General features: G+C 57.7%; 27 protein-coding genes and 1 pseudogene. 17 read left to right on the top strand and 11 right to left on the bottom strand.

Going from position 1 to position 24800, the window contains the following annotated elements; translation table 11 throughout:
* Positions 1–21 precede the first annotated feature (21 nt).
* Entirely contained in the window at positions 22–798 is a 777-nt protein-coding gene (locus ACSSVY_RS02025) for an enoyl-CoA hydratase (protein WP_009817187.1), read from the top strand.
* 190 nt (positions 799–988) lie between these two features.
* Here ACSSVY_RS02025 and ACSSVY_RS02020 read toward each other — a convergent pair whose 3' ends face one another.
* Entirely contained in the window at positions 989–1975 is a 987-nt protein-coding gene (locus ACSSVY_RS02020; protein WP_454267714.1) for an adenosine kinase, read from the bottom strand.
* The gene (gene nth / locus ACSSVY_RS02015; protein WP_454267713.1) at positions 1972–2616 is read right to left on the bottom strand and encodes an endonuclease III; all 645 of its coding nucleotides are present in this window, start codon (positions 2614–2616) and stop codon (positions 1972–1974) included. The genes ACSSVY_RS02020 and nth overlap by 4 nt, the downstream gene beginning before the upstream one ends.
* Before the next feature lie 98 nt (positions 2617–2714).
* On the opposite strand from nth, the gene ACSSVY_RS02010 reads away from it, so the two are divergent.
* Both ACSSVY_RS02010 and ACSSVY_RS02005 read left to right on the top strand, forming a co-directional pair.
* Complete coding sequence (locus ACSSVY_RS02010; RefSeq protein WP_454267712.1) at positions 2715–3551, top strand: methylated-DNA--[protein]-cysteine S-methyltransferase; 837 nt, start codon at positions 2715–2717, stop codon at positions 3549–3551.
* Positions 3552–3676: 125 nt separating this feature from the next.
* On the top strand, positions 3677–4324 hold the full coding sequence (locus tag ACSSVY_RS02005) for an OmpA family protein (RefSeq protein WP_454267711.1): 648 nt from the start codon (positions 3677–3679) through the stop codon (positions 4322–4324).
* 56 nt (positions 4325–4380) lie between these two features.
* On the opposite strand, the gene ACSSVY_RS02000 is transcribed toward ACSSVY_RS02005, so the two are convergent.
* Both ACSSVY_RS02000 and ACSSVY_RS01995 read right to left on the bottom strand, forming a co-directional pair.
* Complete coding sequence (locus tag ACSSVY_RS02000) at positions 4381–4770, bottom strand: c-type cytochrome (protein WP_454267830.1); 390 nt, start codon at positions 4768–4770, stop codon at positions 4381–4383.
* 71 nt (positions 4771–4841) lie between these two features.
* On the bottom strand, positions 4842–6416 hold the full coding sequence (locus tag ACSSVY_RS01995) for a lysine--tRNA ligase (protein WP_454267710.1): 1575 nt from the start codon (positions 6414–6416) through the stop codon (positions 4842–4844).
* Positions 6417–6536: 120 nt separating this feature from the next.
* Between ACSSVY_RS01995 and ACSSVY_RS01990 the strand changes: the two genes are divergently transcribed.
* Complete coding sequence (locus ACSSVY_RS01990; RefSeq protein ID WP_454267709.1) at positions 6537–6962, top strand: tellurite resistance TerB family protein; 426 nt, start codon at positions 6537–6539, stop codon at positions 6960–6962.
* Between the two features lie 6 nt (positions 6963–6968).
* Here ACSSVY_RS01990 and ACSSVY_RS01985 read toward each other — a convergent pair whose 3' ends face one another.
* Entirely contained in the window at positions 6969–8318 is a 1350-nt protein-coding gene (locus ACSSVY_RS01985) for a FliI/YscN family ATPase (protein WP_454267708.1), read from the bottom strand.
* 85 nt (positions 8319–8403) lie between these two features.
* Here ACSSVY_RS01985 and ACSSVY_RS01980 point away from each other — a divergent pair, with 85 nt between their 5' ends.
* From ACSSVY_RS01980 to ACSSVY_RS01940, 9 genes are read left to right on the top strand one after another with little or no spacing between them, the layout of a single operon-like run.
* Positions 8404–8793 carry a FlgB family protein gene (locus ACSSVY_RS01980; RefSeq protein WP_454267707.1) on the top strand — a complete coding sequence of 130 codons (390 nt, stop codon included), beginning with the start codon at positions 8404–8406 and terminating at the stop codon, positions 8791–8793.
* Between the two features lie 9 nt (positions 8794–8802).
* The gene (flgC, locus tag ACSSVY_RS01975; protein WP_454267706.1) at positions 8803–9195 is read left to right on the top strand and encodes a flagellar basal body rod protein FlgC; all 393 of its coding nucleotides are present in this window, start codon (positions 8803–8805) and stop codon (positions 9193–9195) included.
* Between the two features lie 12 nt (positions 9196–9207).
* Positions 9208–9498: a flagellar hook-basal body complex protein FliE gene (gene fliE / locus ACSSVY_RS01970; RefSeq protein WP_454267704.1), complete on the top strand. Its 291-nt coding sequence runs from the start codon at positions 9208–9210 to the stop codon at positions 9496–9498.
* 4 nt (positions 9499–9502) lie between these two features.
* The gene (locus ACSSVY_RS01965) at positions 9503–9772 is read left to right on the top strand and encodes a flagellar biosynthetic protein FliQ (RefSeq protein ID WP_454267703.1); all 270 of its coding nucleotides are present in this window, start codon (positions 9503–9505) and stop codon (positions 9770–9772) included.
* Between the two features lies 1 nt (position 9773).
* Entirely contained in the window at positions 9774–10487 is a 714-nt protein-coding gene (locus ACSSVY_RS01960) for a flagellar hook-basal body complex protein (RefSeq protein WP_454267701.1), read from the top strand.
* Between the two features lie 14 nt (positions 10488–10501).
* A complete protein-coding gene (gene flgG / locus ACSSVY_RS01955; protein ID WP_454267700.1) occupies positions 10502–11287 on the top strand; it encodes a flagellar basal-body rod protein FlgG in 786 nt (261 codons plus the stop codon).
* Between the two features lie 23 nt (positions 11288–11310).
* A complete protein-coding gene (flgA, locus tag ACSSVY_RS01950) occupies positions 11311–11703 on the top strand; it encodes a flagellar basal body P-ring formation chaperone FlgA (protein ID WP_454267698.1) in 393 nt (130 codons plus the stop codon).
* 8 nt (positions 11704–11711) lie between these two features.
* The gene (flgH, locus tag ACSSVY_RS01945; RefSeq protein ID WP_454267696.1) at positions 11712–12446 is read left to right on the top strand and encodes a flagellar basal body L-ring protein FlgH; all 735 of its coding nucleotides are present in this window, start codon (positions 11712–11714) and stop codon (positions 12444–12446) included.
* Between the two features lie 24 nt (positions 12447–12470).
* On the top strand, positions 12471–12962 hold the full coding sequence (locus ACSSVY_RS01940; RefSeq protein ID WP_454267694.1) for a flagellar basal body-associated protein FliL: 492 nt from the start codon (positions 12471–12473) through the stop codon (positions 12960–12962).
* Positions 12963–12992: 30 nt separating this feature from the next.
* Here ACSSVY_RS01940 and ACSSVY_RS01935 read toward each other — a convergent pair whose 3' ends face one another.
* Genes ACSSVY_RS01935 through ACSSVY_RS01925 form a run of 3 tightly spaced genes read right to left on the bottom strand, consistent with a single transcriptional unit; the run spans position 12993 to position 15282 of the window.
* Positions 12993–13430, bottom strand: a complete 438-nt coding sequence (locus tag ACSSVY_RS01935) for a hypothetical protein (protein ID WP_454267693.1) — start codon at positions 13428–13430, stop codon at positions 12993–12995.
* A complete protein-coding gene (locus ACSSVY_RS01930; RefSeq protein WP_454267692.1) occupies positions 13427–14515 on the bottom strand; it encodes an EscU/YscU/HrcU family type III secretion system export apparatus switch protein in 1089 nt (362 codons plus the stop codon). The genes ACSSVY_RS01935 and ACSSVY_RS01930 overlap by 4 nt, the downstream gene beginning before the upstream one ends.
* A 2-nt stretch (positions 14516–14517) precedes the next feature.
* Positions 14518–15282, bottom strand: coding sequence for a flagellar biosynthetic protein FliR (locus tag ACSSVY_RS01925; protein ID WP_454267691.1), 765 nt, complete (start codon positions 15280–15282; stop codon positions 14518–14520).
* Positions 15283–15374: 92 nt separating this feature from the next.
* Here ACSSVY_RS01925 and ACSSVY_RS01920 point away from each other — a divergent pair.
* The 3 genes and pseudogenes from ACSSVY_RS01920 to ACSSVY_RS01910 form a co-directional block, all read left to right on the top strand.
* Positions 15375–15533: pseudogene (locus ACSSVY_RS01920) on the top strand (flagellar type III secretion system pore protein FliP); the annotation flags it as partial.
* A gap of 344 nt (positions 15534–15877) precedes the next feature.
* Complete coding sequence (locus ACSSVY_RS01915) at positions 15878–16969, top strand: glycosyltransferase family 2 protein (RefSeq protein WP_454267690.1); 1092 nt, start codon at positions 15878–15880, stop codon at positions 16967–16969.
* A gap of 2 nt (positions 16970–16971) precedes the next feature.
* Positions 16972–19218 carry a glycosyltransferase family 2 protein gene (locus tag ACSSVY_RS01910; RefSeq protein WP_454267689.1) on the top strand — a complete coding sequence of 749 codons (2247 nt, stop codon included), beginning with the start codon at positions 16972–16974 and terminating at the stop codon, positions 19216–19218.
* A gap of 31 nt (positions 19219–19249) precedes the next feature.
* Here ACSSVY_RS01910 and ACSSVY_RS01905 read toward each other — a convergent pair whose 3' ends face one another.
* Complete coding sequence (locus ACSSVY_RS01905; protein ID WP_454267687.1) at positions 19250–20215, bottom strand: glycosyltransferase family 2 protein; 966 nt, start codon at positions 20213–20215, stop codon at positions 19250–19252.
* A gap of 217 nt (positions 20216–20432) precedes the next feature.
* Between ACSSVY_RS01905 and ACSSVY_RS01900 the strand changes: the two genes are divergently transcribed.
* Complete coding sequence (locus ACSSVY_RS01900; RefSeq protein WP_454267685.1) at positions 20433–22649, top strand: hypothetical protein; 2217 nt, start codon at positions 20433–20435, stop codon at positions 22647–22649.
* A gap of 30 nt (positions 22650–22679) precedes the next feature.
* Here the strand turns inward: ACSSVY_RS01900 and ACSSVY_RS01895 are convergent, their stop codons facing one another.
* Positions 22680–23792 carry a flagellar basal body P-ring protein FlgI gene (locus ACSSVY_RS01895; protein WP_454267684.1) on the bottom strand — a complete coding sequence of 371 codons (1113 nt, stop codon included), beginning with the start codon at positions 23790–23792 and terminating at the stop codon, positions 22680–22682.
* A complete protein-coding gene (locus ACSSVY_RS01890) occupies positions 23789–24799 on the bottom strand; it encodes a flagellin (protein WP_454267683.1) in 1011 nt (336 codons plus the stop codon). The genes ACSSVY_RS01895 and ACSSVY_RS01890 overlap by 4 nt, the downstream gene beginning before the upstream one ends.
* Position 24800: the final 1 nt, after the last annotated feature.

Genomic DNA, 24800 nt, shown 5'->3' with positions numbered 1-24800 from the left:
AAACAAATGAAAGCTGATTTCATGGCCTATGAGACGATCATCGTCGAAATAGAAGACCACGTCGCCCTCATCAAGCTCAACCGCCCAGATGCGCTCAACGCGCTCAATGCACAGCTGATGTCCGAACTCGCAGAAGCGCTTGGAGAGGCGCAACAGAATGAAAAGGTGCGCTGCATCGTTCTGACTGGCTCGGAAAAGGCCTTTGCCGCCGGGGCCGACATCAAGATGATGAGCGAGAAGAGTTTTGTCGATGTCTTCACAGAAGACCTCTTTACCGCTGACAGCGCCGCCATCTGCCGGGTGCGCAAACCGATCATCGCCGCGGTGTCGGGCTATGCGCTTGGTGGAGGCTGTGAACTGGCGATGATGTGCGACTTCATCATCTGCTCTGACACCGCCAAGTTCGGCCAGCCCGAAATCAATCTGGGCGTGATCGCGGGCCTTGGCGGCACGCAGCGCCTGACCCGGCTGGTGGGCAAGTCCAAGGCGATGGACATGAATCTCACAGGCCGCTTCATGGATGCCGAAGAGGCAGAGCGTTCTGGGCTGGTCAGCCGGGTCGTGCCCGTCAAGAAGCTGATGGAAGAAGCGTTGAGCGCCGCTCAGAAGATTGCGGAGAAATCCCAGATTTCGGTGATGGCAGCGAAAGAGTCGGTCAACCGCTCGTATGAGACCACGCTGCGCGAGGGACTGCTCTTTGAGCGCCGCGTGTTCCACTCGCTCTTTGCCACCGAAGATCAGAAAGAAGGCATGGCCGCCTTTGCCGAAAAACGCGAGGCACAGTTCCGCGACAAGTGACGCCATTTGGCACGCGCAATGCGCGCCCGGGTTTGACACACGCAACACCCGGGCGCGACTTTTCCTTGGGCGATCATCGGCTCTCCAGCCTGTACCGCAGCACCAGCATCGCATGGTAGGGTTAACAAAGCCTTGCGCTTTTTCTTGGCAGAAATACTCAAACCCGACGCTGTGTGAGTAGATAAACGCCTCAGATCAGCCCTTCCGCCGCAAAGAGCGCCTTGACGTCCGCCTCGGGGCGCGCGCCGTAATGGCCGATCACCTCGGCGGCGGCGATGCAGCCCATACGCCCGGCCACAGCCAAGGACTGGCCGGTGGCCAGGCCGTAGAGCAGGCCCGCGGCAAACTGGTCGCCCGCGCCGGTCGTATCAACCGGGGTCACGCGGCGCACCGGCACGGTGACGGTCTCATCGCCTTGCACGAGCACGACATCATTGCCCGAGCGGGTGCAGACAATCAGCCCGCTTTCGGAGGCCGCCTGTTCCAGCGCCGCCCCCAGATCCTCGGTCTCATAAAGCGCGCACCATTCATGCTCGTTTCCGATCACGTAGTCCAACTCGCGCAAGAGACCCCGGAAATCGTCGCGGTGGCGATTGACGCAGAACGGGTCAGAGAGGGTGATCCCAGCCTTGCCGCCGCCTGCCCGTGCGGCCCGCGCCGCCGCTTGAAACGCCGCCTTGCCCTTGGGCTTGTCAAAGAGATAGCCCTCAAGGAACAAAAGCTCTGCCTGCCCGGCCACCGCCTCGGGCACATCCGCATCGTCGAGTTCGGTCGAGATGCCCAGACAAGTGTTCATCGACCGCTCGCCGTCGGGCGAGACAAAGATTATCGAGCGCGAGGTAGGCAGCGCGCCATTGCTCCGCGGCGGGTTGACGAAATCGGTGCCGACCTCGGCCATGGCCGCCGCATAGTAGCGACCCAGTTCGTCATCGCTGACCCGTCCGATAAACCCGGTCGAGAGGCCAAGCGCGCCCAGTCCCGCGACGGTATTGGCGACCGAACCACCCGGCATCTGCCGCCGGTCGGCCATGTTTTCATAGAGAAACTCGGCGCGCTCGGTCTCGATCAATTGCATCACGCCCTTGTCGATGCCTAGGCGCTCCAGAAAGGTGTCATCGCATTGGCTGATCACGTCCACCACGGCATTGCCGATGCCGACGGCCTGATATTTGGTCATAAGGTCTTGTCCTCGAATAAGCAGAGATCACGAATAAGGCAGGTGCCGCAGGCGGGTTTACGTGCCTTGCAGGTATAGCGCCCATGCAGGATGAGCCAGTGATGCGCGTGGCGCTGAAAACCGACCGGCACGTTGTCTTCGATGGCGCGTTCGACGGCGACCACATCGCGACCCGGACAGATGCCACTGCGATTGCCCACGCGGAAGATATGCGTATCAACTGCCTGCGCCGGATAGTGCCACCACATGTTGAGCACCACATTGGCCGTTTTGCGCCCGACGCCCGGCAACGATTGTAGCGCGGCACGGGAATTGGGCACCTCGCCGCCATAGTCATCAACAAGGATGCGGCTGAGTTTCATCACATGCTTGGCCTTGTTGCGATAAAGACCAATCGTCTTGATATGCTGGATCAGCCCTTCTTCGCCCAAATCCAGCATCTTTTGGGGCGTGTCGGCGATCTTGAAGAGGTCTCGCGTAGCGCGGTTCACCCCCACATCCGTGGCCTGCGCTGACAACGCCACAGCCACGACGAGGGTATAAGCATTGACATGGTCCAACTCACCCAGAGGCTCAGGCTCTGCGGCCTGAAACCGGCTAAATATTTCGCACATCGCGTGGTAATCGAGTTGGCCTGCCATGGCTGCTCTATGCCGGGAAAAACACGGATGCGCAACATTCGGGTCGCACGCACAGGTCCACCGCTTTATCTTGAGGGTGAAACGACAGGAACACCAACATGACCGCTCATTCCGAACCCAGCTATCATTATCACGTCATGCGACGCGCCATCGAGTTGATTGATAGCGGCGGGGAGACGCTGACGCTGGAAGAATTGTCAGGGGAAATGGGCATGAGTGCGGCCCATTTTCAAAGACTTTTCTCACAGTGGGTCGGCGTTTCTCCAAAACGCTATCAGCAATATCTGACGCTTGGCCATGCCAAGAAAATGCTGGCGCAGCGCTTTACCACGCTTGAAGCGGCTGATGCAGCCGGGCTTTCGGGGTCGGGGCGGCTGCACGATCTGTTCTTGCGGTGGGAAGCGATGAGTCCCGGTGAGTTCGCCCGCCAGGGCTCCGGCGTGACGGTCAGTTTCGGCTGGTTCGACAGCCCATTTGGCGAAGCCCTTGCTATGGGCACCGAGCGTGGGCTCTGCGGTCTGGCCTTTGTTGGGGAATTCGGTCGGACGGTCACAATGACCGATATGCAGTCTCGCTGGCCGAATGCAATCTACAACGAAGCCCCTGACCGGATCGCAGCGTGGGTTCACGCGGCTTTTGGGGGCAAGGGAGAGGCCGCGTTGCACATGATCGGCGCGCCATTTCAGATCAAGGTGTGGGAGGCCCTGCTTCAAATACCATCAGGCCATGTAACCACCTATTCAGAGATCGCAACTGCCGTCGGCCATCCGCGTGCGGTACGTGCTGTGGGGACTGCGGTGGGGCGCAACCCTGTCAGCTTTCTCATCCCGTGCCACCGTGCGTTGCGCAAATCCGGCGCACTTGGCGGCTATCATTGGGGCTTGCCTGTCAAACGCGCCATTCTCGCATGGGAGAGTGCCAGAGCCGACGTATAGGCGGAAATCTGCGCGACTTACCCCCCATATCCCCCTCGTTTGATCTTGGGTGAGCTCATGTTATTGCATATCATCGTTCAACACCCGAAACCTAGGGCCAGTTTAATCAAAGAGGCGAACATCCAATGATCCGAGCGAAAAAATCCCTACTGCTGCTCTCAGGCGCATCCCTTTTTCTGGCTGCGGCGTGCACCGAGCCGGTCAACGAGTCCAACCAGAGGACCAGACAGGGGGCTATTGTTGGTGGCCTCATCGGCGCAGGAACAGGCGCGATCGTCAGCGACAACAGAGGCACAGGCGCGCTGCTCGGTGGCGTCCTCGGTGCCGTGGGTGGCGCGGCCGTCGGCAATGCCCTAGACCGGCAGGCCGCAGAGCTGCGCCAGCAACTCGACAATGATGTGCAGATCGTGAACACCGGCGACCGTCTGATCGTGACCATGCCGCAGGATATTCTGTTTGCCGTCAACAGCTCCACAGTGGCCCCCGGTCTGCGGGATGACCTCTTCAAAGTCGCGCGGAGCCTTCAGGCATATCCCAACACCACCGTTCAGGTCGTGGGTCACACCGACAGCACTGGCGAAGCAGGATTTAACCAAAGCCTGTCAGAGCGCCGCGCCAACGCGGTTGCAACCGAGCTTTTGAACGGCGGTGTATCTCAGGCGCGGGTCAGGGCCTTTGGTCGGGGCGAGGATCAGCCGGTTGCCTCCAACCTTACGGTCGAGGGTAGGGCACAGAACCGCCGGGTCGAAATCGTGATCCTGCCGAATGCCTAAAGGTAAGTGAGATCCAAGAATGTGACTGATCGCCCTCTGGTCAGTCACATTCTGCGCTACTGAGCCTGAATGCTCTGAAGATAGGCCATAAGAGCAGCCAACGGTCGTGGCGTCGGAGTAAATACACCATCCCCCACATCCACTGGTACGGTATCCCCTTCCAGCAAAAGACCGAACTCGGGCATCTCCTGCCCCGGAAGGCCTGTGCGGTCATAGCCGTCAATCACCGACAAAACACGCGCACGCGGAAAGACACCGGCTTTGGAGAGCTGTGTCAGGTCTGCAGGACGTCGCGACAGATTGGCCGCCCAGGGGCCGTCGCCCTTGCCTGATGCCCCATGGCATTGTGCGCAATTGGCGTTGTAAATTACCGCACCTTCGCTGGCATCCGGCATCGAAATCGTCTGTGCGCAAGCCGCCACAGCCAATGCGATCAGAACTGTCATTGTACGCATCGCTCGCCCCTTTGTTTTTCGGCAAGGGTAGCAAGCGCATCCCGTACGCGCAACGATCCTGATTACGATAACTCGCCCGCAAGCCCCTTGTCGATCAGCGTCACAGTCTCGGCCACGCCATAGAGGGCAATGAACCCCCCAAACCGTGGTCCCTGAGACGCGCCGAGCAGCACTTCGTAGAGCGCCTTGAACCAGTCGCGCAGCGGATCGAACTGATCACGTCCGACCGAATAGACGATGGATTGAAGTGCCTCATCCTCAGCTGGGCCATCATAGGCGGCGAGGCGGTTGCGCAGATCTATCAGCGCCTCACGCTCCAGATCCGTGGGGGCGCGGTAGGTCTTGGCCGGCGCGACAAAGTCCTCGTAATACTTGACCGCATACCCCGCCGCCGCATCGAGATCAGGGTGTGTCTGTGCAGTCGCGTCAGGCGCATAGCGACGGATAAAGCCCCAGAGAGTTTCCTTGTCCCGCGCGGCCGAAACCGAAGCGAGGTTGAGAAGCATCGAGAATGGCACGACCATCCGGCTTTCTGGCACAGCCCCGCCGTGGATATGCCAAACTGGGTTGGCCAATTGCTGGTCCAGCGTCTGATCCGCATAAGCGCGCAATTGCTGGTGATATTCATCGACGGCCTTGGGGATCACGTCAAAATGCATCCGCTTGGCGGTCTTGGGCTTTTGAAACATGAAATAGGACAGACTCTCGGTCGCGGCATAGGTCAGCCACTGGTCGATCGAGACGCCATTTCCGGAAGACTTGGAAATCTTCTGCCCGCCTTCATCCAGAAAGAGTTCATACGTGAAATGTTCTGGCGCAGGGGCGCCGAGCGCCCGACAGATGCCGTCATAGATCGGCGTATTGGTCGAATGGTCCTTGCCATACATCTCAAAATCGACGCCAAGAGCGGCCCATCGGGCACCAAAATCCGGTTTCCATTGTAGCTTGACGTGGCCACCCGTCACCGGCAGCGTCCATTCACGGCCTTTCTCATCATCAAAGGTGATGGTGCCGTCTTTGGCATTCACCTCCTTCATCGGAACATAGAGGACGCGACCAGTTTCCGGATGGATCGGCAGAAAGATCGAATAGGTCTGCTGTCGTTCTTCTCGCAACGACTTGAGCATGATTTTCATGATGTCGTCATAGCGTTCCGCCGCGCGGAGCAGGACTTCGTCGAACTGACCAGAGCGATAGAAATCCGTCGCTGAGTAAAATTCATACTCAAAGCCGAACGTATCGAGGAACCGCCGCAGCATCGCATTGTTGTGATGACCAAAGCTTTCATGCGTGCCAAAGGGGTCAGGGACGCTCGTCAACGGCTTGTGTAGGTGCTCCAAGAGCATCTCACGGTTCGGCACGTTCCCCGGCACCTTGCGCATCCCGTCAAGATCGTCGGAAAAGCAGATCAAACGCGTAGGAATATCGCTGATCACCTCAAACGCGCGCCGGATCATCGTGGTGCGCAGGACCTCTCCAAAGGTTCCAATATGCGGCAGGCCAGACGGCCCGTAACCCGTCTCAAACAGCACATAGCCCTTGTCCGGCGGGGCCTTTTCATAGCGTTTGAGCACGCGGCGCGCCTCTTCAAAAGGCCAGGCTTTCGAATTCATCGCGGCATCGCGCAGATCGGACATTGGTCACTCTCCAGTTTCCCTTGGCCGAAACACCGGCAAGGCATCGCCGCTACCTATTGCCGGGGGACAGAACAGTCAATATTCTGCGCCGCAACATAGCCCCGCGCGAAAGGCCCGCAGATGTCTGATCCGATCCCACATCCCCTCACACCGCAAGATTGCCTTGTGGCGGTGATGATCGCCGTTTCGGCCTCGGATGAGGATATGCGCACCGCAGAACTCATCAAAATCGAGAGCACGGTGAACAACCTGCCGATCTTTGCCGATTACGATCTCGACCGGCTCCGAGTGATGTCGCAGACCGTGCTCGATCTCTTTACTGTCGAAGAGGGGCTCGATGCGCTCTTTGGGCTTGTGCGAGCAAACCTTCCCGTGCGCCTGTTCGAAACCGCCTACGCGCTCGCCTGCGATGTGGCCGCCGCAGATGGGACACTCAATGAGCGCGAGTTGCGTCTGCTCGAAGAAATCCGCTACGAGCTCGACATCGACCGCCTCCATGCTGCGGCCATCGAGCGGGGCGCGCGGGCGCGGCACATGATAGCCTAAGCGTCTTCACCGCGACGAAGCACGCACAAGCGGCGTCCCAGCTCGCCTCAGGATGACACCGAGGCGGGCAAAACTGTTCTTGACCGAAACCGCCTCTTTATCTGCGAGAAATCCGTCCAGCTCTGGCCAGATTCGAATCGCCTGATCCAATTCCGGATCGCTTCCCTCGGCATAGAGCCCGGCCCTGATCATGGTCTCAGAGCGGGAATAGCTGCTCAATAGCGTGCGGGCGCGCGCAATCAACGCATTCTCCTCGTCACTAGCAGCACGCGGCAGGCTGCGCGACACGGACCGCAATAGATCAATCGCAGGATATCGCCCTCGCTCGGCGATCTGACGATCGAGGATCACATGCCCATCCAGCACTCCGCGCAGGATATCGGCGATCGGCTCGTCCATGTCAGACCCCGCCACCAGCACCGTCAAGAGAGCGGTGATATCACCCATACTTTCGGCACCTGGCCCCGCCCGTTCACAGAGCGACATGATCAGATGCGATGTCGATGATGGAAACCCACGCAGGGTAGGCATTTCACCAGCCGCTGTTGCGACCTCCCGATGCGCTTCGGCAAACCGAGTAATCGAATCGGCAAGAAACAAAACATGTTTTCCCTCGTCACGAAAGAACTCCGCGACAGCCATCGCGGTCCAGGCGCAGCGTCGGCGAATAAGCGGCGAGCGGTCAGATGTCGCGGCCACGATCACAGAACGCCGCATGCCCTCCGGTCCCAGCACAGTCTCGACGAACTCCCGCAGTTCCCGCCCGCGTTCTCCGATCAATGCGATCACAACGACATCGGCCTGCATATGGCGCGCCAAATGTCCCAGAAGCATGGATTTTCCCACCCCCGACCCGGCAAACAATCCCACGCGCTGCCCCCGAACGATCGGTAGCACGGTATTGAACGCCACCATTCCGGTTTCCAGACGCGCGCCAAGCGCGCGCCGTCGCGTAGGGGCTGGCGGGTCAGCCCGCAACGCCCGGATATTGGCCCCACGCAATAGTGGTCGCCCATCAAGTGGCTCCCCGAACGGGTCGATGATCCGGCCCAACCATGAGCGTGACGGTGCGACGGAATTCTCTTGGCCCAAGATCACCCGATCCCCGAGCGCAACGCCATCCGGGCTGGTATCGGGTAACACAACTAGGGACGCGGCCTCCAACCGGATCACCTCTCCGTGCAATGTTCCGTCAGATCGGCGTTGGATCACGACACGATCCCCGAGCCGGGCCACGGCAGACAAGCCACTGATCCGCAGAGCATTTCCTTGCACCGTAGTGACCCGGCCCATCATCCGCATCGGCCGCAGCGCCGATATTTCAGCCCGGAGGCCTGCCATGTCCTGTCTGATCATCGAACGCTCCAATCATGTCCTGAAAACAATTTCTAAAGGAATCAGGGTTAAGCCTTGGTTGAAGCCAATCGAGGGAGAAGCCCCGATGTTTGAAAAACTTGAGATCTTTCGCATGGCCCATGCCATGGCCCGCCATGCCGGAGCGCGTCAGGCTGTCGTGTCACAGAACATGGCCAATGCCGATACCCCGCATTACGCCGCACGCGATGTCGTCGCCTTTGCGGAGTCCTATGAGACGGACAAGGCGACCCATGTTTCCCGTGTCACCCGAAACGGACACCTTCTTGGACAAGATCATCGTCTCGGATTTGACGTGGCTGAAGACCCAACAGCGATCAAAGACCCCAATGGCAACTCTGTCTCGCTTGAAACAGAGATGTTGCGGGCGGTCGATGTCAAACGTCAACACGACCGCGCACTTGCGATCTACAAGTCTTCGCTCACCGTGCTACGCACGGCGATCGGGCGGCGATAGGAGCCCAGGATGAGCGATTTCTCCAACGCCCTCTCAGTTTCAGCCAGTGGCCTCAAGGCTCAGGCACAGCGACTGGTTCATGTGTCCGAAAACATCGCCAACGCCGACACCCCCGGATACCGCCGAAAAACCGTCTCCTTCGAGACCGCCTTTGCAGGATCGGAGGGCACTGGTGCCGTAGAGGTGAGCCGCGTCAACCTCGACAGGCGAGAGCCTCAGAAAATCTATGATCCCAGTCATCCGCTCGCGGATGAAACCGGCCATTATCAAGGGTCGACCGTCGATTTGATGATCGAAATTGCCGACGCGCGCGAGGCGCAGCGCAGCTACGAGGCCAATCTCAAGATGTTCGATCAAGTCCGCCAAATGTCTGCCGGGCTGATGGACCTATTACGCCGTTAAAGGAGAGCCAGAATGGATATCACAGCACTGACTGCCGCCCAAAAGTACACCGCCACACGCACCGCGACAGAACCCGTCCTTGGACAGGCAACCGAAGGGGCGGCATTTCAGAACATCGCCAAGGACTTTGCCGCAACACTCAAAGAAGGCGAGGAGATTGCCAAGTCAGCCATGATCGGCAAAGCCGATCCGCATAGTCTCGTGCAGGCCCTGGCACAAACAGAACTGGCGGTCGAGGCCGTGATCACAGTGCGTGATCGAGTGGTGGAAGCATATCAGGAAATCCTACGGATGCCGGTGTGATCCCATGCTCAACGAGGTTCTGTTCTTTGACACACTGCGCGAGGCGCTTTGGATTTCAGTGATCATATCCTTTCCGATCCTGACCGTTGCACTTCTGGCGGGCCTCGTTGTCGGGCTCTTTCAGGCCCTCACCTCCATTCAGGAACTGACGCTGACCTTTGTCCCCAAACTCGGGGCCATTATCGTCGTGTTCTGGATCACCATGGGGTTCATGACACAAACGCTGGTGAGGTTCTTTCAGGACCGGCTGATCCCGATCATTCTAGGAGGCTGAGTTGGAAACTGCAGGCTATACGACACTCACCCGGCAATCGGGCCTGTTGCGCGAATTGCAGGTGGTCGCCAACAACATCGCCAATGCTGCGACCACCGGCTACCGCCAGGAGGGGCTGATCTTTTCCGAGTTCATCAAGCGTTCCGAGGGTGGCCCGTCTCTCTCGATGGCGCAGGGCAATGTGCGGATGACCTCGACAGTGCAAGGGCCGTTGACGCCGACCGGCGGCACGCTTGATCTGGCCATCGAGGGCGAGGGATTCTTTCTGATTGAAACGCCTTCGGGTGAACGCCTCACACGCGCGGGAGCTTTCACGCTTTCTGCGCAGGGTGATCTTGTGACACCGGACGGGTTCCGCGTTCTGGATGCGGGCGGCGCGCCAGTCTTTCTTCCACCGGACGCCAAGAGCATTGGTCTCTCGCCGGATGGCACGCTCAGCGACAATGGCCGCCCACTGGCCCAGATTGGCCTCGTGCGCCCGATCGACAGCTTGGACATGATCCGCCAGGACGGTGTCTTGTTCCGCACCAACGGCGGTTTCGAACCGGTCGAAGACGGTCGCGTGCTCCAAGGCTTTCTCGAAGGTGCCAATGTCGACCCAATCGGCCAGATCGCCCGCATGATCGAGGTCCAGCGCGCCTATGAGATGGGCCAGAGCTTTCTTGATTCTGAAAACGAGCGGGTGATGACCGCGCTCGACTCCCTTATCCGTTAACCAAGGAACGCATCATGCATATCCTCAAGATCGCCGCCACCGGCATGGCCGCCCAGCAGATGCGGGTCGAGACCATCTCGAACAACCTCGCCAATATGTCCACCACCGGCTACAACGCACGACGGGCCGAATTCGCTGATCTGCATTATCAGCAACTGGCCCGCGCGGGCACCATAAACGCCGCCGATGGCACGGTCCTGCCCACCGGTGTGCAGCTTGGGCTTGGCGTACGTCCTGCGGCGATTTCCGTACAACTTGCTCAGGGATCACTCTCGCAGACCAACGGCGATCTGGACGTGGCGATCGAAGGAAATGGCTATCTAGAGGTCACTTTGCCCTCTGGCCAGGCCGCATATACCCGTGACGGCGCCCTCAAACGCTCAGCTGACGGGATTATCGTCAACTCCGAGGGCTTTCCTGTCGCCCCTGAAATCACCATCCCAGAGGATGCCCGCAGTATCACCATCAACGCCGAAGGCGAAGTATTCGCGTTCTTTCAAGACAATGCCGAGGCGCAACAACTTGGCCAATTGGATTTAGCGGGGTTCAGCAATCCCAAGGGGCTTGAGGCGATCGGCAGCAACCTTTTTGTCGAAACAGAGGCCTCTGGCCCTGCAAATGTCACCACCGCGGGACAAGACGGGCTTGGCACTCTGCGCCAAGGCTATCTCGAGGATAGCTCGGTCGATCCGGTGCGCGAGATCACCGAACTCATCGAGGCGCAGCGTGGCTACGAGTTGAACGCCAAGGTGATCACCGCGGCAGACCAGATGCTCAGCGCAACAACGCAGGTACGATGATGCGATTTCTCACGTCTTTTCTAATGCTTACAATCGCCAACCCAGCCCTCGCTGACATGATCGTGGCCACCCGCACGATCCGCGCTCAGGAGGTTCTTGGCCCCGCCGATCTTTTACTGAAACCAGGCGAAGGCATCACCGATGTCACCCTGCACGATCTGATTGGTCAGGAAGTCCGTGTCGCTCTGTATCCCGGGCGTCAAGTTCGGGCGGTGGACGTGGGACCGCCCACCGTCATCGAACGCAACCAGATCGTGCCACTGGTTTACGCACACAGTGGCCTGACAATCGAGACGGAGGGCCGCTCACTCGCGCGCGCAGGGGTTGGTGATTATGTCCGCGTGATGAACCTTGCATCGCGCGCCACTGTCTCGGGCCGTGTCACTCAGACCGGTCAAATCCTGGTCTCACGATAGGAGCGGCGATGCTTGATCTTAGATACCCAGTTCTGATCGGATTGCTTTCTTTCCTTGCCGCCTGCGGCCGTATGGATCACATCGGCAAGCCTCCCAGTTTCACTCCGACAATGAACTCCACCGAGCAGCTTGCAATGCTCAATCCCGGCTTGCCGATGACGGCACCACACGACACTCCGTTCCAGCGCGCGTCACTCTGGAGCGGTGGCAAACAATCCCTCTTGGGTGACAGGCGCGCGGCACAGCGCGGCGACATCATGACCGTCGTAATAGAGATAGATGAAGCGGCGGAAATCTCGAACTCAACATCGCGTTCCCGCGACAGCACTGAGGACCTTGCAATCCCCGGCCTCTTTGGCCTCCCACAACGGATCAATCGGAGCTTGCCTGAAAGGGCCAGCCTTGAGTCTGCGGTCGACATAAGTTCTTCCAGCCAGTCAGGCGGAGATGGGTCGGTCAGTCGGAGCGAAGAGTTGACGCTTAGGGTGGCAGCCACGGTGATGCAGGTCCTGCCAAACGGCGTATTGGAAATCCAAGGATCACAGGAGGTGCGGGTAAACTTCGAACTGCGCGAGTTGCTGGTCTCTGGCTTTGTCCGCCCCGAGGATATTTCACGGCAGAATGAGATCACCTATGACAAGATTGCCGCCGCGCGGATTTCTTATGGAGGGCGCGGTCAGATCACTGATGTGCAGCAACCCCGGATTGGCCAACAAGTTCTCGACGCCATTTTACCATTCTGACTCTTTCTCAAAGGAAACGAGACGATGATTGCAAAATTGCTACCGATCCTCCTGCTGGTCCTCGGAGTCACGGCGGGCGCTGGGGCGGGAATTTTTCTCAAGCCAGATCCGAAGGCTTTGAGTGCAGACGCGTCGCATGCCCCAGACGCCGCACATAGTGACGATTCGGAGCAAGCGTCGCCTCAAGGAGACCCAACTGAAATTGTAAAATTGAACAACCAGTTCGTCATTCCTGTCGTCGACAAGAATATGATCAGCGCATTGGTGGTCATGTCCCTGAGCGTCGAAACCGGAGTGGGGCGAAGCGCGGAAGTCTATGATCGTGAACCGAAGCTGAGGGACGTATTCTTGCAGGCCCTGTTTGATCATGCAAACAGGGGTGGATTCGACGGTGAGTTCACGCAGGCGAGGAATATGGACGTCCTGCGCTCTGCGCTTCTCGATGTCGCAACCCATGTTCTCGGCGATGCGGTCCTCGGCGTTTTGATTACTGAAATCGCACGGCAGGATGTCTAGCCCTGCATGATCCTTGGCAGACGGCTTTAGTTAATCGTCAGCACTCTCTTGCGCCCTTCTCAATCTGCCGAGTTCCTCAAGCAGATCGTGCTCTTGCTTCATACATCGCTGGCCGTATGCTTGTTCCTGATCTTGCAAGAGTTCAGTCGCCGCCAAATACTTGCCATAGGCTCGGCGCAACATACTACTAACCTGTCCTTTGCGTCCGAGCACTCGGGCCAGATCTGCGTGGAGGTTCGCCTTGCTGTGTCCAATCCAACCTTGCCATGTCAGGTCAGCGCCAATCTCACGATAGCCCTGCAGCCGATTGTCAGGCACGTCCCGCGCCGCGAATCGCACCTCTTCGATCTGTCCCAACTCTGCACGCAACCGCCGCTCGTCGACCAAGAGAGCTTGCATTCTGGCAGCCTCCGAACGGTAAATTGCTTCTGTCACGGAGACCAAATCAGAATAGCTATTGGACTTCATCCAAAACTCCTTGCCCTGCGCCGCATGTCCTCGGCATATCGGATGGCGACAGCGACAGCGGCGTAATAGGTGGGATCAACTTCTTGGCCAATTTCAGTCGTGGCATGCAAAGCACGGGCTGTTGCGGGATCTTGCTGCACGGGGACGCCGCTCTCATAGGCGAGATCGCGGATCGCGAGGGCTATGTGATCCACACCCTTGGCCACACAGATCGGCGCCGCGCCCGGCGTACGGCTCCATTTCAGGGCTATTGCGTAATGGGTTGGATTGACAATCACCACATTCGCCCCCGGCACCTCCGCCATCATCTGCCGAGAGGCGATTTCCATCCCGCGACGACGGTGCTGCAGCTTCACGGCGGGATCGCCGTAATTCTGCTTGAATTCATCGCGCAATTCCATGTGCGTCATTCGTTGGCGGCGCAGGTGCTCGAAATACTGCCACGTAAAATCTGCAGCGCCGACAGCCAGTGTGATCAGGAGAACGACCAGTAGAAACTCGATGATCAGTTTGCCAATCATAACCCCGATCATGGCAGGCTCGGCATGCAGCGCACCCACCATTTCTGACATTCGATAAGACAGAAACATTCCCAACAGAATGCAATATAGCGATAGCTTTGCAATGCTCTTGCCAAACTCAAAAAGGCCTGACGGGCCAAATTTGTTCTTGGCATTCTCGATCGGATTGATACGCGAAAGTTTGGGCTCCAACTTGGATGGGGCAATGACGAATGCGCGCTGCGCGATCACAGTCAATAGGGTCACAGAAGCGGGAAGAAGAAACAGCGCGGACACGGCCAAGGCAACTTTTGCCAGAATCGCCCCCAAAGCAGCGGACGCGTGGCCCCCTTGATAAAGGAGATCAGCAAGGGCGTGTGGCTGATCAAGCAACACCGCGAGATTAGCGCCGGTCGTCTGAGATACCGTTCCTCCCAGCGCCAGAAGCGCAAGCAAGAGACCTCCGTATGACCCAGCGGTGTTCAAATCAGCAGAGCGTACGATCTCCCCCTTCTTGCGGGCCTCTTCCATCTTGTTCTGGGTCGCCTCATGCGGCTTCTCGCTCTCGTCTTCTTCGCCAGCCATGACTACCCTCCGAACGGATTGGCGACAAAGCCGGCAAACGCCTGTGCCCAAGCCATCAGCAGAGCCGGCGCGACCAACATCAGAACAAAAAGCGCAAGTGCTGTAATCGCAGGGGCCCCAACGAAAGCGACCATCATCTGCGGCATCGCCCGGTTAATCACGCCAAGCGTCAAGTTGTAGAGCACCGATACCAAGACAAATGGCGCAGCCAACATAAAGCCTAGCGAAAAGGCATGCGCAATTTGCGAAACACCCCATTGCGTTATCGCCGACACCTCTAGAACGCCCTGAACTGGAAAAACTCGATAGCTTAGGATTATGAGCTCGGCCACCCGCACGTGCAGGTCCATGATCATCATCAAGGCAACACCGCCTGTCGCAAGCAAATGTCCAATGGAAGGCATCGGCGTGAGACTCGCGTTACCCAGAATCTGCGACAAGGACGTCGACTGCGCAGCAATGGAGCCCGCCATCTGAATCGCCATCAGAAAAAGGCGTAGGCCGATACCTATAATCAAACCCACGAGAGTCTCGGATAGAATTGTAAGCGCAGATGGTGCGTGAACATGATCTAGCAAATCAGGTGCAATGGCGAGCGCCGAAATGAGCGTAAAGGCGAAGACAAGGACCACTTTTATCCGCATTGGAACGGACTGCTCGCCAAAGCCCGGCAGAAGCCCGATGATTGGGGCTACGCGCATAAACACTTGAGCATGAAGCCATAGCACCTCCTGAGCAATGCCAACGAATTGGGTCAGCTCAGTCATCTTCGTATCACCCCGATCAATGCGGGCTTAGCTCCAGTTCCGATCTCTTCGAAGGACAGCACTGGGACGTCAATATTCTTGGCCATCAGGACTTTCTCGTGATTGACCTCGTCGTCGCGGCGATCCTGATGTCCATGGGCATGATGATGGTGCCTCCGGCCATTGTCTCATTACCCTTCAAGCTGGCGTTTTTTGTCATCGCCGACGGCTGGACCCTCATCGCCGAGAGCCTCGTAAAGGGATACATGTAATTGACGCGAATAGTGTAAGCAAACCAGATAAAGTCTCGCGATATAAGGCAACACGGACCAGCAATCGTGAGGCGGCCAATGAGGCCCGTAGGGTCCACGCTTCACCTCTGATCGCCAATCAGATGGAACGCTGTGCGAGCTGTTGGTTCAGCGCAAACTACGCGCGATGAGTGATGATTGACGATGCTGCGTACTCAAGAGCAATCAAAGGTTGTTGTGGTCCTTAGCTCGTTCACTACCTAATGCGTCTTGAGCGAGAGTCATCAGCCCCAGTCTCTTACCTTTTCGCATTCAAAGAATTCTTGATTGAAATGCAGGGCATTGGATGACTTTGTTCAACGATCTTGCCTATAATCAGGGATAAAACACGGCAAGACAAAGAGCAGAGGATTCAATTGAATTTCTTGGGTATCACATGTTTACGCAATGACGGTCCCTATATTGTGGAGTGGCTTGCGCATCATCTGGCAGTTGGGTTCGACCGGATGATGGTCCTAAGCCATGATTGCACGGATGGCAGTGACGAATTGCTGGCCGCGTTGGCGCAAGATCGTCGGATTGAGCATGTACGCTTTGTACCAAAAGGTGGAAAATCTGTACAATGGCAAGCTCTACGTCATCTGCGCGACCTTGACATATACAAGGTGGCGGATTGGGCGCTATTTTTTGATTGCGACGAGTTCTTGTGTAGCCCGACCGACAGCCTGCCAAAGATACTAGCCACGTTCGAGAGGAACGCGGGACGGTTCGACGCATTGGCGCTGCCATGGCGTCTTTATGGATCCAGCGGTCATAGAAGACGCGTGTCAGGCATCACGCCGGAACGCTTTACGCGAGCCGCGCCGTTAGATTTGCATTTCCCGCTCGCCCATCTCTTCAAAACCCTTCATAGACCCGGTGCATTTCGCCAGCCTGGCGTTCATCGCCCTCGCGGACGTCCGCGACATCCCGCAGTTTGGGTCGGACCAGATGGTGCTCGTCTTGCTGACGGCTTTGCAAGCAATGACACCGCAATCACCCTGTATGGCGCAGGAAGCGGTCCTCCGAAAATATGGCTGAACCACTATTCATTGCGTTCTGTGGAAGAATTCATGCTCAAACGCGCCCGTGGTCTGCCCAATCATATGGACCGCGACGTCGGAGTAACCTATTGGGCAGAACGCAACTGGAACACCGTTGAGGCGTCAGAGATCCTGCCTATGTTGACATCTACTCACAGGGAAATCGACACGCTTATGGCCCTGCCCGGCGTTGCGCATGCGCATGAGGCCTGTATGGCCGCGCATGACGCGAGATATCACGCCCTAACTCAACAAATAGAAGCGTTGAGACTGGAATTCAGGCTGAACTTTCTCACCGGCAGCACCCCGCCCTCCGCTGCAGATGGTCAGGATTTTCTCGATGCGCAGTTGCTTTTGGCTCGGACAGAGACCTGACCATGAGCGGGCGGGTGATCGAACGCCGCATGGCGAGCCAAGACTTGAGCGGACTTGTGCTTCTCGATGCCGTAGAGACCCGAATAGATAACGCAAGGCTGGTCACTCTCTTCTTGGGGCCACAGGTGGAACCAAGCGCGATCATTGCCCCGCAAGGAGGCGCGCTGATCTCGCAAAAGAGCGTAGGCGGCGCGGCGGTTCTGGAGTTTTCGGTTCCCGAAGGCCGCTTGCAGTTCGGCACGCCGCAGGGCCTGATGGACGTCACGCCGGCTGAAGCAGAGGTCTCGCTTCTCGAAGGCGAAAATGTGATAGTCGCAGTGCGGAATGGCGAGGATGCAGCGACAGTGCTGACATGGCTTGCCTATCATGCCGATCAGCAAGGTATGACCGGCGCAGTGATCCTTGACCGTGCTCGTCCCGCCAGCGACCCGGATTTTGCGCGGGCTCTCCGCGAAGGCATTGCTGCGCAAGGGCTCTCAAGTCTGGTCATCTTGCTAAGCAGCGACCAGCCTTTGGGACGCTTTGACAGTCCAGCCGAGGCCCATCCCTACTGTGTTCCGGAATCTCCGGGCAAAGACAGGATGGAGATCCCGCCCCCTTCTCCTTGGAATTCGCCTCTGGCCGCGCTCAGCTTCTACGAGATTGCGCGTGCCCGCTTTCTTGCCCAATCCCGCGCCGTGGCAAACATTGACGTTCATGATCTGCTGGTGACAAGCAGCGAAACGGTATTTAACAGCGCCGTTGCCGCAAAGGATGGTCTTATCGCGCTGATCGGGCGGCATTGCTATCCGTGGCGCGTCCGGAACGGGCAGCCAACAGGCTTTGCGGATCATATTTGCGTGCAGTTTGATTCCGGGACCGAACGACAGAGGTGGTGCCTAGCCCCAGCAAAATTACCGCAGGACGCCGTCTGGCGCCTCTTGCGGGTCGGAAATGCGCGACCTGATCCCACGCACACCCAAGGGTTCTATCGTCATATGGCCCTACGCCACCCGACGGAGTCGATTTCCAAGATCGTTCCAAAATCCTCGCTGATCGAGCATCCCCCGTTGCTTGAACAGGCACAGACGTATTTCGGCCACACGCCCGTTCGCATGCCCGAGATTGCTTCGGATGCGGCACAGGGCGGGCAGGGACGCGCAGCCATTGTGACCACGATGAAGAATGAAGGCCCCTTCATCCTCGAATGGCTGGCCTATCACCGCTCAATCGGATTTGATGATATTCTGGTATATACAAATGACTGCACGGATGGCACGGACACCATGCTGCAGTTGCTGGAACGCAAGGGGTATGTTCAACATCGCGAGAACCCATTTCGCTCGATGGATATGCCCCCTCAGCATGCCGCTCTGCAATCCGCCGAGCAGGAGCCGGTGATCAAAGCCGCCAAATGGATCACCTGTATTGATGTGGATGAATATATCAACATCAAAACCGGGGATGGAACGTTGAACGCGTTGTTTGATTCAGTCCCGGACGCCAATATGATCGCAATGACTTGGCGGCTCTTTGGCAATGGTAACGTGAAGGACTATGTCGATCGCCCCATTACCGAGCAATTCCTGCGTTGTGCGCCCGAGTTTGCGCGCAAACCTCATCAGGCATGGGGATTCAAAACCCTTTTCCAGAACATCGGCCTTTTCAAGAAGTTGGGGGTGCATCGGCCCAAGGGACTTAATCCGCAGCTTTGGGAGGACATCAATTGGGTTAACGGATCTGGACAACCATTGCCACGCGAAATGTATCGCAACGGCTGGCGCTCCACGATTGAGACCTATGGCTATGATTTGGTGCAGCTCAATCACTATGCGGTGCGTTCTGCCGAGAGTTTTCTTGTCAAACGTGACAGAGGCCGGGTGAACCACGTGGATCGAGATCAGGGTCTGGCCTACTGGTTTCGCATGAACAACAATTTTGAAGAAGAGCGCTCGATTCAGTCACGCCTCGCCATGATGCGGGCGGACCTAAACAGGTTGATGCAAGATCCCGAAATCGCGGCGGCCCATCACCATTCCGTCGCCTGTCACCGCGCCAAGATCGACGAACTACGCGCCACCGAGAATTACAGCAGTTTCTTTGCGGAGCTGACAAGCCCGCGCATGGAAAAGCTCGCGCGGCTGCATGGTCACTTTGGGTCGAATGTCTTTTTGTCAGGGCCGGGCGTGATACCCGACGAAATTGTGGCTCAGGACCCCGAAGCGGAGTGGTTCTTTACCGTAGAATTGCAGGGCGACACGGCGCATTGATCGAAGAGCGCGCAGCCTGTGCGATATCATATCAGGTCCGCCTGATCGCGGTAACGAGCGTGTCCATTTCCGGATCCATCCGGATCGAAGCCGCCTTTCGTTGGTGCCATTCGACACCGCGCTGATGCAGGTCTGCCAACTGAGGATCACTTTTCAGTTCAGCCAACAGCTCCGCAGTCCGGGCGTTGTAGCGAGAGATTGATGTATCCGTTTCGTCATTCAAGTTGAACTTGTCCCAATAGTCTTTGCCCAAGATATGGTGCGAATGGTTTGCGCGCCCACGAGCGCGCTTGATCAAAAAGCTCTCCATCGAACGCAGGGCGTAGTGATTGACCTGCGCATGGGTATAGAGTGGCGGGTTTTCCGTGCGCACGCCGTCCACAATGTAGTCAATTCCCCCCGGCAGGACACGCCGCGTGGTGGCGACATGCTCATCATGGCACACGGGTCCATGCAAACCCATGCGCTGAAATTTGTGCTGGTTCGTGTAGAGCGATTTTACGAATTTGCCGGTGCTGGGTCGCTGTTCGGCATCCCACTCATACTCACCTTTGGTGAACTGCTCCGTTACGGGCCTGTCTTCGAACCGCTCGACTCCGTCCGGGCCAAACACGCGCCACGGCACAGAAATCACGTCGGTGTCCGCGCCAGATCCCTCGACAAGAGCCCGGACAGACCCATCGCCAAGGTGGACATTGAGGAATTCATCCACATCACAGACAAAAATCCATTTCGCCTTTAGCACAATCTCATAGCGGCGACTGGCTTGCCGCAAGGCGCTGCGGTGGATGCCGGCCTTGCGCACTACCGTGTCATGTTGCGTCACCACTCCCATTTCCTGAAGGCGGCGCAGGATGTCTACCGTGGTATCGGTGCAGTCGTTGGTGCATACCAAAATATGATCGAAGCCAAGGGCCTTGTAATGCGCAACCCATTCCAGAATATAGGGGGCTTCGTTCTTCATCGTCGACACGACGGTATAGGTCTCTGCGCTCATATCCGCCTCATCTCATCAGCCGTTCGGGCATGTTGTTTTGCCGTCAACCTTAGCGTCAGCGCATCGCACAAGACAAGCAGCATGGCGTCGGCGTCACGATCGCTTCAATTTCGTATCGGCCCGACAATCTGCCGATACCCAAACGCTGCGCAAGTGTTTAGTCTGTCACGTAACCGCGCCATTTGGCCCGCAGCGCATAATGAGAGGAGAGCTATAGGTGGCACGGCAACGTGAGGTCGGCACACTATGGATCGGTGGGCCGCTCAGCTGGATGGAACAGCTCTGCCTCAAGTCCTTTGTGGACAAAGGCCAGAGAGTTACCCTGTTCGGATATGAAGGTATTCCAAACCTACCAGATGGCGTGATTTTTTGCGATGGCCGCGAGATCATCGACACAGATGACTTTATCAAGTACGAGCAAAAGAACAGCTACGCGCTATTTGCCGACTGGTTTCGCCTGCACATGATCCACAAATGTCCGGGCATGATCTGGGTGGATACCGATGTCTATTGCCACCGCCCAATGACCTACGACAGCGACTATGTCTTCGGCTATGAGCTGCCCGGTGAGCATCGCGTCAACAATGCGGTTCTGGGTCTGCCCGCCGACAGCGAGATGCTGGCGCGGATGTTGGAATTTACTTCGGACCGGTATGCGATTGCCCCATTTTTGCCCCGCAAGCGGCAAGAGATGATGCGCAAACAGGCGGACAAGGGCAAGCCTGTGCATGTGTCACAACAGCCGTGGGGCGTTTGGGGGCCGATGATGGTCACCCACTATGTTCATGCTCTTGGGCTTGAGGCGCATGTGCAGCCACTCAACGCATTTTATCCGATCACCTTTCCGGAGCGGTTCAAGTTCATGCGGCGCGCCGATCTGGCCGCTGGTCTGATCACAAAGGAAACCACAGCTCTCCATCTCTGGGCCTCGAACAAGCGGCAGTTGGGCACTTTGCACAACGGCCTTCCACCAAAGGGCTCCTATCTCGAAATGCTGGTGCAAGAGCATGGCATCAACCCAGCCCTTGCCCCGATCAAGGGGCGTGGCAACACGACCTTTGACGGAGCGTTGATCGACGAACTCGACCTGGAAACGGTATCGAGCGCCGCCGATCTGACGGGACATGCCCGCAGTTTCATGCTGGCGCTGCACCACAAATTCGATTGCGACTTACAGGTGATCAATTGTAACCGGCGGGGCAAATTCAAGGCTGAGGACGAAGGATGGCTTGAGGGGTATATCACTTTCCTCGTCGAAAACGATGTCAGCCGTGATCGCATTCAGATCATCCGGGATGACAAAGACCTGCGCCCGGTGGATGTGCTGTGTAATCTTTCGGGGTTTGGCGATCGCTTGAGCGTTCCTTTTCTGCAGAAGTTTCTAGAACGCTGCATGCATTCCGACAGCCGCGTTTTCATGGATGTGCGCAAAGGATCAGGTGCATTTCCTTTTCTGAAGGCGTTTGGCATCAACACCACGATCTCAAAGCGCGAAGAAGAGGGCCATGAAATCACCCGCATTCGCGTGCAGGCAAAAGCCCCCGAGGTAAATTCCGGTGGGGATACATGGGATCACATCGCTCTCCAACTCGCAGGGACGGAAGGTTGGTACCGGGCCGGACCCAACGGGCATAGCTTTCTCTACATGCCCCGCGATCCTGACATTCTGGTCGTGACCTTTGACAATCTCGATATCGCGATGACCAAGCGTGAAGATCGACGTCCATGGGGATACAATTTCATCAAGGATCAGGGTTGGTCGATGTTGGGTGTTCTGGCCGGTGGTTGGACCTGGTATCGGGAGCCTTGGGTCTGTGAGCAATTCGACGCTCTCCAGCAAGAGGGATTCTTCAAGAAATTCAAACGTGTGGTGTTTTACGGAGCCTCGATGGGAGGCTATGCAGCCTGCGCCTTTGCACCTGCCGCACCCGGCTGCGATGTGGTCGCCATCTCACCGCAGAGCACGGTGGATAAATCGATCGTACCATGGGAAACTCGTTACAAAACGGTCTGGGATCGCGATTTTACCGGCAAGTATGGCGATGCGGCCCAGGTGAGCGCATCCGCGCACCGTGTTTCGATCCTATATGACCCCTATGAACCACTGGATGCGCAGCATGCTGCGCGTTTCAGTAACGCGAATGTTGCGCATCTGCGCGCGCCCCTGCTTGGGCACCGCTTGGGCAGTTCTCTCAATCAGATGGGCATCCTGAGCCCGATCATTCTGGGTGCCCTGAATGGCACCCTGACGCCGCAAGAGTATTACCGGCTGCTCCGCGCCAGACGCAATCTGCCAAGATATCAACGGGAACTTTTCAAACGCGCTGTCGAGAAGGGGCATGCCAAACTGGCCAGATCGCTTGCGTCTCATATTCTCGAACAGAACCCCAATCGAGCAGTGCGGATTGGGCTTGAGGCTCTGACGACAGGCTGAGCGACGCGGTCAAGGTGGCGCTCAGGGCATTCATCGCACCACGAACTCGGCGTGCAGGGCACCCGCGGCCTTGATGCTCTTGAGGATGTCAATCATGTCCCGGGGGGCCACTCCGAGCGCGTTCAATCCAGCTATCACCTCTGAGAGAGAGGTGCCTGGCTCCAATTCGGCCATTCCAATGCCCGGCTCCTCCTCGAACTCGGCCTGCGTGCGCGGGACCACAACAGTCTCGCCTTGCGCGAATGGGTTGGGCTGCACCACCAGGGGTGTTTCCTGAACTCGCAAAGTCAGGTTTCCTTGGGAAACGGCCACCCGCGAAATGCGCACGTCCTGCCCCATCACGATCGTGCCCGAGCGTTGATCGACAACCACCCGCGCCTTGCGCTCTGGCTCAACCAAGATATTCTCGATTTGGCCAAGCGCATGAGCCGGCGACGCCGCGCGCATCCGAGACAGGGTCAGGCGCACAGTTCCAGAGTCAAGCATGATGGCTGCATCGCGTCCAATCGTTCCGTTGATCGCGCTCTCAATCCGCGCAGCCGTGGTGAAGTCCGGCTCTCGCAGCGCAAGGCGGATCGTTTCAATCGTTGTAAAGTCAAAGTCGATCTCACGCTCGACCCGCGCGCCGGACGGGATGACCCCTGCTGTCGGAACACCTTGTACGACTCCCCCGGCCTCTCCTTCGGCCGAGAAACCGCCAGCGATGATCGTGCCTTGGGCCACTGCATAAATCTGACCATCGGCCGCATTGAGGGGCGTCATCACCAAGGTTCCACCCAAAAGGCTCTTGGCGTCACCGATTGCCGAAACTGTCACATCTATCTGACCTCCTGCACGCGCAAACGGGGGCAGTTCTGCCGTGACGAACACCGCTGCGACATTTTTTGGCCGGAACTGTTCGCCTGACACGTTGATCCCGAGACGCTCAAGGATATTGGACATGATTTCTTCGGTGAAGGGGGCGTTGCGCAATCCGTCCCCTGTTCCGTTGAGCCCGACAACCAAACCGTAGCCCACAAGGTCATTGCCGCGCACACCATCGAACTCGACCAAGTCCTTGATTCGGATTGGGCTGGCGCCGACAGAGCCGACGCACGCGGCAACGCCAAGAATAATACACAAGATCAAGGGTTGAACGTTCATGACAGGAAATTCAGAAGGTTGAGTCGGGCGGTTCGCGCTGTGAGGGTGTAAAGCGTTTCCAACTGGAACTGCACTTGTTCGAGCTCAACCGCCGCCTCGAATGGATCAGAAGCGACCAGTCCAGAACGTGCAATCTCGAATCCGCTTATTTCTGCAGAGATGCGCGAGGCGGATTGATCAATCCGAGCTTCCGCCAGGCCAAGATTGGCTCGCAGGGTCGTCAATGCGTCCTGATGCTCGATCAAGGCGACACCGGCACCCGCCGCTAGATCAAGACGGTCTGCCTCCGTGAGAGGCAAGCCGGCATCATTGCTGACAGCTATCAATGCCAGATGTTTCAACGCATCTCGCAACGCGGGATCATCGGCGCGAATGTCCAGAGCGACGGATTCGCCAGACCCGAGTTGATATGGGGAGATCCCAGTCGTGCCGCCCTGATAGATCGCGGCCTGAAATCCGCCTGACATTCCGTCGAAGAAGGCATCGAGCCGCACTTGTACCTCTGATCGGGTGGCGGCACCAATAAGCGTGCTGCGCAGATTAGAGAGCAGTGTTTCGCTAGAGGCCAAGGGTGCTCGCTCAGTCCGAGACCCAGCAAATAGCGCCCGACCAGAGACATCGCTGTTCAGCGCTCCTATCACGGAGCCGAGGGTCAGATTGGCACTGACAATGAGATTGGACAATTGGAGCGTCGTCCCGGCCGTGCCGAGCGTTATGGCCTGCGTGGCCAGATCGGTTGTTGCTGACTGCACCCGGTCAAGCGCGCTCTGCATGATGCTCGTATCTGTCGCCGCCTCGCGCGCGGCTGTGCGATGAGCGGATAAGAGCACCAGTTCATGTTCAATATCGGCCAAGGGTAACAAATTGCCTGCGAGATGGTGACCCAAATCCGCCACCCGACCGCTGCTGAGCTCCAATGTCAAGCGGTCCATATGTTGTCGCAAGTCCACCCCCTGACGGCGGAGCGCAAAGGATTGGGCAAGGTCGCCGATCGTTTGAAAGTTCATG

Source organism: Roseovarius sp. MBR-51 (assembly GCF_053628575.1).
This window is presented reverse-complemented; position numbering and strand designations above follow the sequence as displayed.

Bases quoted from the DNA above. Each gene is read 5' to 3' on its own strand.
- ACSSVY_RS02025 (WP_009817187.1), top strand. From the start codon at position 22: ATGGCCTATGAGACGATCATCGTCGAAATAGAAGACCACGTCGCCCTC.
- ACSSVY_RS02020 (WP_454267714.1), bottom strand. From the start codon at position 1,975: ATGACCAAATATCAGGCCGTCGGCATCGGCAATGCCGTGGTGGACGTG.
- nth (WP_454267713.1), bottom strand. From the start codon at position 2,616: ATGGCAGGCCAACTCGATTACCACGCGATGTGCGAAATATTTAGCCGG.
- ACSSVY_RS02010 (WP_454267712.1), top strand. From the start codon at position 2,715: ATGACCGCTCATTCCGAACCCAGCTATCATTATCACGTCATGCGACGC.
- ACSSVY_RS02005 (WP_454267711.1), top strand. From the start codon at position 3,677: ATGATCCGAGCGAAAAAATCCCTACTGCTGCTCTCAGGCGCATCCCTT.
- ACSSVY_RS02000 (WP_454267830.1), bottom strand. From the start codon at position 4,770: ATGACAGTTCTGATCGCATTGGCTGTGGCGGCTTGCGCACAGACGATT.
- ACSSVY_RS01995 (WP_454267710.1), bottom strand. From the start codon at position 6,416: ATGTCCGATCTGCGCGATGCCGCGATGAATTCGAAAGCCTGGCCTTTT.
- ACSSVY_RS01990 (WP_454267709.1), top strand. From the start codon at position 6,537: ATGTCTGATCCGATCCCACATCCCCTCACACCGCAAGATTGCCTTGTG.
- ACSSVY_RS01985 (WP_454267708.1), bottom strand. From the start codon at position 8,318: ATGATCAGACAGGACATGGCAGGCCTCCGGGCTGAAATATCGGCGCTG.
- ACSSVY_RS01980 (WP_454267707.1), top strand. From the start codon at position 8,404: ATGTTTGAAAAACTTGAGATCTTTCGCATGGCCCATGCCATGGCCCGC.
- flgC (WP_454267706.1), top strand. From the start codon at position 8,803: ATGAGCGATTTCTCCAACGCCCTCTCAGTTTCAGCCAGTGGCCTCAAG.
- fliE (WP_454267704.1), top strand. From the start codon at position 9,208: ATGGATATCACAGCACTGACTGCCGCCCAAAAGTACACCGCCACACGC.
- ACSSVY_RS01965 (WP_454267703.1), top strand. From the start codon at position 9,503: ATGCTCAACGAGGTTCTGTTCTTTGACACACTGCGCGAGGCGCTTTGG.
- flgG (WP_454267700.1), top strand. From the start codon at position 10,502: ATGCATATCCTCAAGATCGCCGCCACCGGCATGGCCGCCCAGCAGATG.
- flgA (WP_454267698.1), top strand. From the start codon at position 11,311: ATGCTTACAATCGCCAACCCAGCCCTCGCTGACATGATCGTGGCCACC.
- flgH (WP_454267696.1), top strand. From the start codon at position 11,712: ATGCTTGATCTTAGATACCCAGTTCTGATCGGATTGCTTTCTTTCCTT.
- ACSSVY_RS01940 (WP_454267694.1), top strand. From the start codon at position 12,471: ATGATTGCAAAATTGCTACCGATCCTCCTGCTGGTCCTCGGAGTCACG.
- ACSSVY_RS01935 (WP_454267693.1), bottom strand. From the start codon at position 13,430: ATGAAGTCCAATAGCTATTCTGATTTGGTCTCCGTGACAGAAGCAATT.
- ACSSVY_RS01930 (WP_454267692.1), bottom strand. From the start codon at position 14,515: ATGGCTGGCGAAGAAGACGAGAGCGAGAAGCCGCATGAGGCGACCCAG.
- ACSSVY_RS01925 (WP_454267691.1), bottom strand. From the start codon at position 15,282: ATGACTGAGCTGACCCAATTCGTTGGCATTGCTCAGGAGGTGCTATGG.
- ACSSVY_RS01910 (WP_454267689.1), top strand. From the start codon at position 16,972: ATGAGCGGGCGGGTGATCGAACGCCGCATGGCGAGCCAAGACTTGAGC.
- ACSSVY_RS01905 (WP_454267687.1), bottom strand. From the start codon at position 20,215: ATGAGCGCAGAGACCTATACCGTCGTGTCGACGATGAAGAACGAAGCC.
- ACSSVY_RS01895 (WP_454267684.1), bottom strand. From the start codon at position 23,792: ATGAACGTTCAACCCTTGATCTTGTGTATTATTCTTGGCGTTGCCGCG.
- ACSSVY_RS01890 (WP_454267683.1), bottom strand. From the start codon at position 24,799: ATGAACTTTCAAACGATCGGCGACCTTGCCCAATCCTTTGCGCTCCGC.